The organism is Bacteroides sp. HF-4919, assembly GCF_018860125.1.
The window spans coordinates 190,260-203,590 of the sequence record NZ_JAHKNF010000004.1; the positions used below are offsets into that span (position 1 = coordinate 190,260).

The following is a 13,331-nucleotide window of genomic DNA, read 5'->3' on the forward strand; positions in this document are numbered from 1 at the left end:
ATGAAAAGATTTTTTTTACTGACAATCATTCTCACTGTTGTTATGGCCGGTAAAGTGGGGGCGCAGGATGCGTCCTCCGCTTCTAAGCGTGCCAACCAACAGTATGTGCTTTTTGAAAGCGAGCGCGATAAAGGAACGAATGTAACGGCTATGTATGACTATCTGCTGGACAGTTACGCGAATTTCATGAAGGTTGTGGAGGCACCGAATAACGGTCAGTATATAGGGGGAGCAAAGAGTAGGCTAAAGGCATTGTATCCTTATCTGCTGAACGGAGCGGTATATTATTCGGAACAGAAACAGCCGGCTAAAGCATTGGATTTTGCCGCTGCATATATCGATATGCCGCAGATGCAGTTGTTCCGCAGTGAATTGTTGCCGAAAGATAACCGTTATGCTTCGGTGGTTTACTATGCAGCGGTATCGGCCTTTAATCTGGAGAAGAACGAACAGGCGCTGAGGTATTTTCAGGAGTATCTTAATACCGGTACGGAAGCTCAGCAGAAGGACTGTTATGTTTATATGAACATGATTTATCAGAAGCAGAAGAAATATGCGGATCAGGAACGCGTGCTGGAACAGGCTATTGCCAAATATCCGGTGTCACTCGATTTCTTGTATAATCTGGTGAATGTACATATCGCCACCAATAATATGGAAAAGTTGATTGGTGCGATTGACCGCATTCTGGCTGTGGATCCGAATAATGATAAGGTATTGCCTATCAAGGCGCGCATTCTGGAACGGCAGGGAAAGAATGTGGAGGCACTGGATATCTACAAACGCTTGTATGCACTTCATCCCGAGAGTTTTGAATTGATGACCGGTGTGGCACGCGCCAACTTCAATTGTGCTACGGAGATCGTAAACAATGGGGCTACCATTGCCAATGATACTGAATATGCATTGGTACGTCAGCGCGCATCGGGCTATCTGATGGACGCTAAAGATCTTTTCCTGAAGATATTGCAGAAAGATCCTTCTTCCAAATTGTATATGCAGGGACTGGCAGGCGTATATCAGTATATGGATATGAAACCGGAATATGAAGTGCTTTCTAAGATAGTTCAGGACGGGGCTTCTTATACCGCTTTTCCGTCCCGGCTGGCTGCTTACAAAGAGGCGTTGAAGAAGACTGAAAATATAGCTCAGGAACAGGAGTCTGTTCCGGTACCTGTGGAACCGGCCATGTTGGTAATCAAGATGGATCAGTTTACGGATGCCAATAATAATAAGGTAATTGATGCCGGAGAGAGTTTCGCTTTGCAGTTTACCATTGAGAACCAAGGTAAAGGAGATGCGTATAATATACGTATCCGTTTGGCTGAGCAGCAGGGATATGATCAGTATTTCGACGGTCCGCGTGAGTTGGACGGAGGCAATATTCCGGCCGGGAAGTCCAAACAGTATACATTCCGTTATCTTGCAAAGAAAGAGTTGCCCACGAGCCTGGCTAAGATCAACATTTATGCATTCGAAGCGAATGGATTTGATGCCGATCCTTCGGAGCTGATTGTGAATACTCAGGAATATGCAATGCCTCGTTTGCGCATTGCCGACCATCAGTTCTTTGCGTCTGAGGGTACATCTATTACTTTGGGTAAAAACGGAAAGCTGACGGTTGCCTTGCAAAACTTTGGAACACAGACTGCGCGTAAGGTGAAGGTGAATTTCACATTGCCGAAGAACATATTTACTACCGATTCTCCGGAAATGACAATTGATAGCATTGCTCCGGGGGATGTGGCTGTGCTCGATTACGGCTTCCTGGTGAACAAGCGTTTTGATGAAGATTCCGTGGCCGTAATGTTGGCGGTAACGGAGTCTACCCGTTCAACTTTCCTGAACGAGGCTTATAAAGTGAAAGTGGGAGATTACCTGTCTTCTGCCGCTTCTATCAATCTGAGTGGAAATGTGGCTGCACGGAAGGTGAATGTGAAAGACTTTTCGCTGAGTTTCAAGAGTGAGTTGATGGAGGATGTCCCTGTGGGAGCTGTGAACCGCCACCGTTATGCTTTGATTATCGGTAATGAGGATTATAGTATGACCGGTGCCAATGCTGAAATTAATGTGCCTTATGCCGTGAACGATGCTGTGCTGTTCCGTGAATATTGCGTACGTACCTTTGGGGTACCCGACGGGCAGATCAAGGTGGTGCCGAATGCCACAGCCGGTATGATGCACGAGCAACTCGACTGGCTGGTGAATATGGCAAGTACGGATCCGCAGGCGGAATTGATATTCTACTATTCAGGACATGGAAATAACGACGAGGCTACTAAGGAGCCTTATTTACTTCCGGTGGATATTACAGGTAAGAATATCCGTCTGGGTATTTCATTGTCCGGACTGTATAAAAAATTGGCTACTTATCCGGTGAAGGGGGCTTATGTATTCCTCGATGCTTGCTTTAGCGGTGGTTATAAGAGTGCTGCTCCGCTATTGGCACAGAAGGGCGTGCGTGTTGTTCCGAAAGTGGGATTGCCGCAAGGAAACACATTGAGTTTTTCGTCCAGCAGTGGCGATCAGACTTCAAGTGTTTACCATGAAAAGAAGCAGGGATATTATACGTATTTCCTGATAAAGACGATCCGTGACGCTAAAGGTAACCTTTCCATGAAAGAGCTGTTCGAAAGAACCAGTGTTGCAGTGAAACGTGCTACTGCCTTGATCGATAAAATTCAGGAGCCGCAATGTATGGTTTCTCCTACATGGGTGGGATGGGAAAACATTAAGTTGGAGATTCCGGTAACAGAAATTCCTTAGTAAAGTTAATAGTGATATGAAAAAGACGGCTGTGGTGTGGAAAGCACAACAGTCGTCTTTTTGGTATCTATTGGGATTTGTTTTTATTGCAACTCAATAATCTCTTCGTTACAGATAGTAAGTTTCTCTACTCCCTCTTGTGTTACTGTCCACGAGTTTTCGATACCTACGGGACCTACACCCGGAATTACAATCTTAGGTTCGAGAGCGAAGACCATTCCCGGTTCCAGTTCTTGTTTCATACGGGGGGCAAGCACCGGAGCTTCATTAATTTCCAGACCGATACCATGACCTATGAATTTTGCTTGCTGGCCGATACCCATGAACTTGTCGGCAAAACCGGCTTTGGTCACTATATCGATGGCTGTATTATATAAATCCTCGCATACAACTCCGGGCTGGGCCATAGATGATACGGCGTCCTGTATGTCGAGGCAGACCTGATGGGCTGTATACGCTTCATCACTCAACTTACCAATGGAGAATACGCGGCTCATATCGCCCATATATCCGTTAAAGTTTCCTCCGAGGTCTACCATCACACTTTGACCTTCTTTTAGCAGGCTTCTGTTGAGCCCTCCCGGGAGAGCCGGATCCAGTCCTTCACCTCCTAAGGCGAAATCGTATGGAGAAGGGAAAGCGGCATTGTCTCCGGTCAGTACACTGCCCATAAAGATTTCCATGCTCTGACCGAACACACGAAAGATTCCCAGGTTACCTTGCAGACGCATCAACCTTTCTATTTCGATTGAAAATTCCAGATCGGTCATTCCCGGACGGTAAACAGAAGGAATCTGTTCGTAAGCTTTGGCGTGAGCTACACCCGAACGGCGGAATAATTCCACTTCTACAGGAGTCTTGATGCTACGCGCTTCGCGGATTAACGGAGTTCCGTTTACAATTTCCGACTCTGGGAAAACAGCGGCAAGGCGATTGTACTCTGTATATGACAGTTCGTCGCCTTCCAGCATCAGTTTCTGAGGGGCAGGCAATCCGCTTTCTTTAATCAGATCAAGAATCTGTTCCGGTTTTCGGATAGGGAAGACGTGTTCGCCGGTAATATTGTTGGGGCGTTTGATGAATAACAAGGCCGGTGAGTGGAGAGGTAAGTAGAGGTATCCGCTGACAACACGGCCATACGTATAGAGCAAGTTTACATTACAAGTGATGAGAGCGGCATCAATGTTTTGTTGAGCCATCAGCACGCGAATTTTATCGCGGCGCATCTTTAATTCGGGTTGTAACATTTCGTAACAATTATTTGGTTTCGAAATGCAAAGTTAGGCTATTTTAGTTGAAAATGAAACCTTTTCAGAAAAAAGTAGCGTTACCCACATCCTGTCTCAGGAAATGAGTAACGCAATTCACAAATACAACTAAACAAAGCTTTTTAGATGATTCCTTGTCCCATCATGGCATGAGCCACTTTCATGAAGCCTGCAATGTTGGCACCTTTCACATAATTGATATATCCGTCAGGTTCTGTACCATACTTCACACACTGTGCATGGATACCATGCATGATGGTATGGAGTTTCTCGTCTACTTCTGCTGCACTCCAGCTCAAGTGCATGGCATTTTGTGACATCTCCAGCCCGGACGTTGCTACACCACCTGCATTGACTGCTTTACCCGGTGCATACATCGTTTTGTGTTCGATGAAAAGATCAATGGCTTCGGGTGTACAACCCATGTTGGAGATCTCTCCGACACAAAGAACATTGTTATTAATAAGATTTTTGGCATCTTCGCCGTTTAATTCGTTTTGAGTGGCACAAGGAAGGGCTATGTCGGCTTTCACTTCCCAAGGACGTTTATCGGCTACGAAAGTAGATCCAGGGAATTCGTCTGCATACGGAGCCACAATATCGTTGCCCGAAGCACGGAGTTCAAGCATATAATCGATCTTTTCCCCACTGATGCCGTTCGGATCATAGATGTAACCATCCGGGCCGGAGATTGTAACAACCTTTGCTCCCAACTCGGTAGCTTTGGTAGCAGCTCCCCAGGCAACATTTCCGAATCCGGAGATAGCTACAGTCTTACCTTTTATATCGATACCTTTGGTCTGCAACATTTGGTTGACGAAGTACAAACCTCCGAATCCGGTAGCTTCCGGACGGATCAGTGAACCGCCAAACTCAAGTCCTTTTCCGGTGAAGGTTCCTGTAAATTCACGGGTTAGTTTCTTATACATACCGAACATGTAGCCTACTTCACGTCCTCCTACACCGATGTCACCGGCCGGTACGTCCATATCCGGGCCCAGATGGCGCCACAACTCAAGCATAAATGCCTGGCAGAAACGCATGATTTCAGCATCACTCTTGCCACGTGGAGAGAAGTCGGAGCCGCCCTTACCACCACCCATCGGCAGAGTAGTCAAGGCATTCTTAAAGGTCTGTTCAAATCCGAGGAATTTCAGGATAGACAGGTTGACAGAAGCGTGGAAACGGATACCGCCTTTATACGGGCCGATAGCGTTGTTGAACTGAACACGATATCCCAGGTTGGTTTGTACTTCACCTTTATCATCTACCCATGTCACGCGGAACGTAAAGATACGGTCCGGCTCTACCAGTCTTTCGATGATTTTGGCTTTTTCAAACTCAGGGTGCTGATTGTATATATCTTCGATAGAGAGAAGCACTTCTTTTACAGCTTGAAGATATTCTGATTCGCCGGGATGTTTAGCCTCTAAAGAGGACATGATTTTTTCGATGTTCATAATAGTATGTTTTAATAGGTTGATTCTGATAAAATGTCACTTTATTGTATCGCAAATATAGGAAAACTTTTCTAATGTTATTTGATTGTATGGAATATTTTGATTAAATAATGATAAAATGATAGAAAGAGCATTGGGAAATAGATGTCAGTTTTTCATTTTCATTCCCAGATTATACATGATAAATGCATAAACGTCTGCTTGCTCTTTTAATAACTTTGTTGTGGCTTTGTTGAAGCCGTGTCCGGCCTTGTGATCGATACGTATGAGAGTAGGATTGGTCCCATCATTTTCTGCTTGTAAAGTTGCGGCAAACTTGAACGAGTGTGCAGGGACAACACGATCGTCGTGATCGGCTGTGGTGATTAATGTTGCAGGATATCTTGTGCCCGACTTCAGATTGTGCAGCGGAGAATAGCTCAATAAGTAATCAAACATTTCTTTACTGTCGCTACTTGTGCCATAGTCTGTGCTCCATGATGCGCCTATGGTGAATTTATGATAACGGAGCATATCCATCACACCCACCTGAGATACGGCTACGCGGAATAGCTCAGGCCGTTGTGTCATACAGGCACCCACGAGTAATCCTCCGTTCGATGCACCGGTAATGGCTATTTTGTTCGGATTAGTGTATTTTTCTTTAATGAGATATTCGGCGGCACTGATAAAGTCGTCGAAAACATTCTGTTTTTGCATTTTGACTCCCGCCTTGTGCCATGAATCACCATATTCGTTACCGCCTCGTAAATTGACCTGTATATAGATACCTCCGTTCTCGAGGAACGGGATACGTTCGATGGCGAAGGAAGGAGTGAGGGTGAGGCCAAAGCCACCATAACCATAAAGAAGTACAGGATTGTTTCCATCTTTCTTTAATCCTTTCTTATAAGTCAGAAACATTGGGATTTGCACACTGTCTTTACTGGTGAAGAATATTTGTTCCGTCACAAAGTCGTTTGCATTAAACTTTATTTTCGGAGCATAATATAGTGTATACTCTTTTTTATCAATGTCATATTGGTAAATTGTGTTCGGGGTGGTGAAAGAAGTGAAGAGGAAAAAACATTTTTTATCCTCTTTTTCTCCGCAAAAGAAGACGGTACCCAGTGAAGGAAGCTTGATCTCTTGTAGTTGTTTCCCATTTAAATTGTAGACATAGGCCCGGTCTGAAGCATCTTTATTATAGGTGAGAAACAATTTTCCACCAATTATTTCTGCTTTGGATAATACGGCATCGGATTCTGGAATCAGTTCTTTCCAGTTTTTCAACGTGGGACTGTTGATATCAGCCACCATGATACGTCTTTTCGGAGCTTTGTAGTTGGTAAAAATATAAATTTTATTATCAATGATGCCTATTGGGCTATATCGATAGCCCGCATTGGCCAGTTGTACCAGAGGTGCGTCTGTTTGGGTGAGATCTTTCATTAAAAGGCCGTTGTTTATGAAAAGAAAACGTCCGTCATCACTTGTGTGTCCGGAATGATTGCACTCCGGATAATATGGGTTTTGATAGATCGGTTTGTCTTTTGCTTGTGGTGTCTTTAGTTTATGATAATAAATCATGGAGTTCTTGTTTACGCTTGACAACTCTTTATCTTTTGGTGGAGCGTCATAAGCGCTATAATAAAAGCCTTTTTCATCCCAAGCCACTTCCTGAAACTTTACCCATTGAATGTGATCGTCCAGAAATTTCCCGGTTGTGGTGTCCATGATATATAGATCTTGCCAATCGGAACCATTGCGTGAGATGCCACAGGCAGCATATTTACCGTTCTTGGAGAATGATATTCTACTGAGTGATACAGTACCGTCGTCAGACCATCGGTTAGGGTTTAAAAAAATGCGTGGATTATTGCTCAAAGAGTCTTGTATATACATCACGTTTTGATTTTGTAACCCATTGTTTTTAGTGAAATAGTACTTATTTCCTTTCTTGACCGGTAATCCAATTCTTTCATAGTCAGACAGGGTGGTTATTCGTTTTAATAATTTCCGATGGAAAGGGATGGCTTCCAGGTACTTGGCAGTGACTTTGTTTTGTGCTTCTATCCATGCGGCGGTTGCGTCGGAAGTGTCATTCTCTAACCAACGATACGGATCGGGAATTTTTGTGTCGAAATATATGTCTATGCTGTCTACCTTTTTTGTTGCAGGGTAAACCGGTTTTCGGGGGCGTATGCATGATGTGGCTGCTATACCTATTATAATTAATAAGGATATTGCTTTCATGTTTTTCAATTGGTTACGGTTAGTAAATTCACAAATATACAGAGTGTTTATTACAAAACAAATAGTTCGGTCATTTTCTGTTTTCGGATTTCTCGACTTTGATGTTTCGGTTTGTTTTCAAATCGTAAATGGGAAGATAATCTGTGCCTATATTGGACGTTGACAATAAAGTGAATTGCTTTTTCTTGCTTTTCCCAATAAAAACAGCGACTTTTGTCTGTTGAATTTTAAAACTACGGGAAACCCATGCTCAGCAAATTTAAATTAAACCAGCTCTATTTTAAAGATACTCAGTTTGCCAATCTGATGACAAGGCGAATCTTTAATGTTTTATTGATAGCCAATCCTTACGATGCTTTTATGCTGGAGGATGACGGACGTATCGATGAAAAGATTTTCAATGAATATACCTCGCTTTCTCTCCGTTATCCCCCTCGTTTTTCGCAAGTTTCTACCGAGGAAGAGGCGTTGAGACAGCTTGGGAGTGTATCGTTCGATTTGGTGATTTGCATGCCGGGTACGGGAGACAACGATAGTTTTGATATCGGACGTCATATCAAAGAGAAGTACGAACAGATACCGATCGTTATCCTGACACCGTTCAGTCACGGCATTACCAAACGGATAGCGAACGAGGACCTGAGTGCATTCGATTACGTGTTTTGTTGGTTGGGAAATACTGATTTGCTGGTGTCCATCATCAAGCTGATCGAAGACAAGATGAATCTGGAGCATGACGTGAAAGAGGTGGGCGTGCAGTTGATTCTGCTGGTAGAAGACAGTATCCGTTTCTATTCATCCGTGCTTCCCAATCTTTATAAATTTGTGTTGAAGCAGAGTCAGGAGTTCTCTACCGAGGCTTTGAATGCCCATCAACGTACACTCCGTATGCGCGGGCGTCCCAAAATAGTATTGGCCCGTACTTATGAGGAGGCAATGGATATATACGATAAGTATACCAATAATATACTGGGAGTCATCACCGATGTCCGCTTTCCCCGTGTGGAGAAAGGAGAGAAGGACGGCATGGCAGGAATCAAGCTTTGTGCGGAAGTCAGGAAGAAAGATCCGTTCGTACCCTTGATCATCCAGTCGTCCGAGACAGAGAACGCTGCCTATGCGGCTAAGTATGGAGCTACGTTCATTGATAAGAATTCCAAGAAAATGGATGTCGATCTTCGCCGGATTGTTTCCGATAATTTCGGTTTTGGCGACTTCGTGTTCCGTAATCCTGAGACGGGTGTCGAGATAGCCCGGGTTCGGAACCTGAAAGAGTTGCAGAATATTCTTTTTGCCGTTCCTGCCGAATCGTTCCTTTATCACATCAGTCGCAATCATGTTTCACGTTGGCTGTATTCACGTGCTATGTTTCCGGTTGCGGAATTCCTTCGTCCCATCACCTGGCATAGTCTGCAAGATGTGGATGCGCATCGTAAAATCATCTTTGAGGCTATTGTTAAATACCGAAAAATGAAAAATCAGGGAGTGGTAGCTGTATTCAAACGCGACCGCTTCGACCGTTATTCAAACTTTGCCCGTATCGGAGACGGTTCGTTGGGAGGAAAGGGGCGTGGACTGGCGTTTATTGACAATATGGTGAAGCGTCATCCGGAATTTGAAGAATTTGAGAATGCCCGTGTGGCTATCCCGAAAACAGTGGTGCTTTGTACCGATGTATTCGACGAGTTTATGGATAGCAATAATCTGTATCAGATTGCCCTTTCCGATGCTGATGACGATACGATTCTGAAATACTTCCTGAAAGCGAAGTTGCCCGACCGTCTGGTTGAAGACTTCTTTACTTTCTTTGATGTGGTGAAGTCTCCTATCGCCATTCGTTCTTCTTCCTTGCTTGAGGACTCCCACTATCAGCCTTTTGCAGGAATCTATAATACCTATATGATTCCTTATCTGGATGATAAATATGAGATGCTCCGTATGCTGTCCGATGCCATTAAAGGCGTATATGCGTCTGTTTATTTCCGCGACAGTAAGGCATATATGCAGGCCACTTCGAATGTGATCGATCAGGAAAAGATGGCCGTTATTCTGCAACAAGTGGTCGGCAATCAGTACGGAGACCGTTATTATCCTTCGATGTCCGGTGTAGCCCGATCTCTCAATTACTATCCCATTGGCGACGAGAAAGCTGAAGAAGGTACGGTAAACCTGGCTCTCGGTTTGGGCAAGTATATCGTAGATGGGGGCATGACTTTGCGTTTCTCGCCTGCCCATCCTTCGAAAGTGCTACAGACCAGTGAATTGGATATTGCCTTGAAAGAGACGCAGACTCGTTTTTATGCCCTCGACCTGAAGAATGCCGGTGATAACTTCTCGATTGACGATGGTTTCAATCTTTTGAAGTTACATGTGAAGGAAGCCGAAAAAGACGGTTCGTTGCGTTATATTGCCTCTACTTACGATCCTTACGATCAGGTGATTCGGGACGGTTTGTATCCCGGAGGGCGCAAAGTGATCACGTTTGCCAACATCCTGCAGCACGATGTATTTCCGTTGGCACGCATTCTGCGTTGGGTGCTTCGTTATGGTCAGCAGGAGATGCGCCGTCCGGTAGAGATCGAATTTGCCGTGACGCTCAATCACGACCGTGATAAGACCGGTACATTCTATCTGCTTCAGGTGCGTCCTATTGTGGACAGTAAAGATATGTTGGACGAGGATCTTACGACTATTCCTGACGAAGACGTGTTGCTTCGTTCCAACAACTCTTTGGGGCATGGCATTATGAACGAGATACATGATATCGTATATGTCAAAACCGATCATTACAGTGCATCGAACAATCAGAATATAGCTTGGGAAATAGAGAAACTTAATCAGCAGTTCCTGAATGAAGGCAAGAACTATGTGCTTGTCGGCCCCGGACGATGGGGAAGCAGTGATACTTGGTTGGGTATCCCGGTGAAGTGGCCGCATATTTCTGCCGCGCGTGTCATTGTGGAGGCCGGACTTACTAACTATCGGGTAGATCCCAGCCAGGGAACACATTTCTTCCAGAACCTGACTTCTTTTGGTGTGGGATATTTCACGATTAACGCGTTTATGAATGATGGAGTATACAATCAGGAATTCCTGAATGCGCAACCCGCCGTATTTGAAACCGAATATCTCCGTCATGTACGCTTTGAGAGGCCGATTGTTGTGAAAATGGATGGCAAAAAGAAACTTGGAGTAGTCCTTATGCCCGATAAATAATTGAATAACGTTGTATAAAAAAGTCCTGTTTTTCATAAGAAATGCAGGACTTTCTTGTTTTATCACCTTTTTGTGGTCTGTTTTTATGATTAAACAACTTTTTGTGGCTCTTTTTTCAGATTTTGTAAGGAATCGCATGTTGTGCATTTATTATAATAAAGGAAAACTATAACTTTGCGTTCGGTTTTTACAACTTATGAGTAATAATTAGTAGTTATCATTATGAAAAGACTCTCTTTTATGGTTAGTATGGCGATGCTAATTTCATGTATTGCCTCGTGTGATTCCGGCAGTGATGCTGTTTCATACGGTGTAGGTTCTTTAAGTCTTGGGCTTTCAACCAATCCTTCTTTTGCAGAGAAAACCCGTTCCGTCAGCGAAGCGGAATACAAAAAAGTCGATAACTATCAAGTTACGGTCAACGAGGGTGATGGTACCTCTTTATACGATGGCCTGTACAAGGATATGCCTTTGTCTATCGATCTGACTGCCGGCAAAAAATATACGGTGAAAGCCTTCTACGGTGATAATGTAGATGCAGGCTTCGACAAGCTATATGTGGAGGGTAGTCAGGAGTTCACGGTCAGTGAAGGCGAACAAAAGAATGTTATTTTGTACTGCAAACCAGCTAATGTCAAAGTATCGGTTGTCTATACCGAAGATTTTCTGAAATATTATTCGGATTGTACCGTATCCCTATCTACTTCACACCTGACTGCTCCTTTTGAAGTAAATATGAAAAAAGATTCCGGCAAGGATGCTTATCTGAAAGCAAATGCCGATGGTGAGAATGTATCTATTACGGTAGGAGGTTTCAAAGATAAAGAAGGTAATGCGGTGGTGATGGAAGCTTTGGTTGCTGAGAAAAAAGTAGCGCCAAAAACACACCTTACTATTACAGTCGATCCGGAAGTGATTACTATTTCTACGGGTACAGCGTCGTTGGACGTAACTGTGGATACCGGTACAGAAGATAAGGATGTGAATATCGAGATTCCGGAAGAGTATTGGCCGGGTAATGCAAGTAAGTAAATATAAAAAGATTGGTATATATGAATGCGATAAAAAACATATATGCGGTGCTGGCATTGATAGCACTTTGTTTGAGTTCCTGCGAGATGAAAAATGAGCTGGAAGGCAAATATAATTTGAAGAATGACGAAGGACTTCTGACATTGGATCTGGTGAACAAGACGCAGGCTACGCCTTCTACAAAAGCTGAAAGTACGTCACTTACTGATGAACTGGATGTGAATACTTATAAGGTGGAGATTGTTGATAATGCCACTGAGGCTGTGGTTCGTTCGTTTGCCAGCTATGCAAAGTTGAAAGAAGCTTTGCCGTTGGTCGTTCCGGTAGGAAACTATAAGATTGTGGCTAAAAGCGGTGTTTTGCAAGATGCTTCGCGTACTCCCTATTTTGAAGGAAGCTCTTTTATCGAAGTGAAGCAAGGAATGGAGTCTAAGGCGGAAGTTCTTTGTAAATCGGCAACTGTGAAGGTTAGTTTGAATATATCAGAAGAGTTTCTCAATATGTTTGCCGATGATTATGTGTTCACCGTTTCAAACGGAATCGGCGGAGTCATTTATGTAAAGAAGGAAGATTTAAGTTCGATTTATCTCAGCATTCCTGACGGCTCTACTTCGATCAAAATTGTAGCGAAAGTAACGGAGAAGGACAGTGGTAGAGACATTGAGACTGTTTATACAGTGACGAAGCCCGATGCAGAGGGTTTGCAAGGCGGTGATTCTTTTAATGTCACGGTGAAACCGGTAGAAGAAGGTGAAGATCCGAACAATCCCGACGTAACTCCTTCTGATCCGAAGTTGGGGATACAGTTGGATATTGACTTGACCATGGATGAAACTGGCATTACAGTGAAAGTACCGACTGAACTGATTGAAGAATCGAAACCGGAAGAACCGGATCAACCAACAGATCCCGATCAGCCGACAGTAGACGGACCGGAGATTATCGGGGCGGATGAAGTGGTAGAAGTGGATACCAATAATCCTCCAACAGTTCAGGTTACCATGAAAGCTCCGGCTGGAATTCAGAATTTACTTGTGACGATAACTTCAGATTCCAACGAGTTTATAGGTTTAATTTCTCAAATGGGGTTGGGCGAAACGTTCGACTTAGCTAATCCCGGTGATTTGGAGGATAAACTTGGAGGTAGTTTAGAAGACGGATCCGGTATAGGCCTGATTGACCCGAATGATCCGATTAAAGATAAAAAAGAGTTCATCTTTGATGTATCCGGCTTTATGCCTATGTTGTCACCGTTTGGCCTTCAGCAACATTATTTTACTATTAAACTGATTGATAATAATGGTAAGGAGTTAGCCAAGAAATTGACAGTAAAAGTGGTGAAAAACTAATTTGA

General features: G+C 43.8%; 7 protein-coding genes. 4 read left to right on the top strand and 3 right to left on the bottom strand.

The annotated features are described in order from the left end of the window. Positions 1-2,766: a caspase family protein gene (locus tag KO473_RS08930; RefSeq protein WP_122130332.1), complete on the top strand. Its 2,766-nt coding sequence runs from the start codon at positions 1-3 to the stop codon at positions 2,764-2,766. An 83-nt stretch (positions 2,767-2,849) separates the two neighbouring features. On the opposite strand, the gene KO473_RS08935 is transcribed toward KO473_RS08930, so the two are convergent. The 3 genes from KO473_RS08935 to KO473_RS08945 form a co-directional block, all read right to left on the bottom strand. Further along, positions 2,850-4,013, bottom strand: a complete 1,164-nt coding sequence (locus KO473_RS08935; RefSeq protein ID WP_005781100.1) for a Xaa-Pro peptidase family protein — start codon at positions 4,011-4,013, stop codon at positions 2,850-2,852. A gap of 143 nt (positions 4,014-4,156) precedes the next feature. Then, positions 4,157-5,494, bottom strand: coding sequence for an NADP-specific glutamate dehydrogenase (gene gdhA / locus KO473_RS08940; RefSeq protein WP_122130331.1), 1,338 nt, complete (start codon positions 5,492-5,494; stop codon positions 4,157-4,159). 147 nt (positions 5,495-5,641) lie between these two features. Further along, the gene (locus tag KO473_RS08945) at positions 5,642-7,729 is read right to left on the bottom strand and encodes a prolyl oligopeptidase family protein (RefSeq protein WP_122130330.1); all 2,088 of its coding nucleotides are present in this window, start codon (positions 7,727-7,729) and stop codon (positions 5,642-5,644) included. 246 nt (positions 7,730-7,975) lie between these two features. Here KO473_RS08945 and KO473_RS08950 point away from each other — a divergent pair, with 246 nt between their 5' ends. From KO473_RS08950 to KO473_RS08960, 3 genes are all read left to right on the top strand, one after another. Then, on the top strand, positions 7,976-10,945 hold the full coding sequence (locus KO473_RS08950; RefSeq protein ID WP_005781094.1) for a PEP/pyruvate-binding domain-containing protein: 2,970 nt from the start codon (positions 7,976-7,978) through the stop codon (positions 10,943-10,945). Between the two features lie 222 nt (positions 10,946-11,167). Beyond that, positions 11,168-11,977 (top strand): DUF4493 domain-containing protein, encoded by an 810-nt coding sequence (locus KO473_RS08955; protein WP_032537555.1) that lies wholly within the window; start codon positions 11,168-11,170, stop codon positions 11,975-11,977. Positions 11,978-11,997: 20 nt separating this feature from the next. Then, entirely contained in the window at positions 11,998-13,326 is a 1,329-nt protein-coding gene (locus tag KO473_RS08960) for a DUF4493 domain-containing protein (protein WP_005821556.1), read from the top strand. Positions 13,327-13,331: the final 5 nt, after the last annotated feature.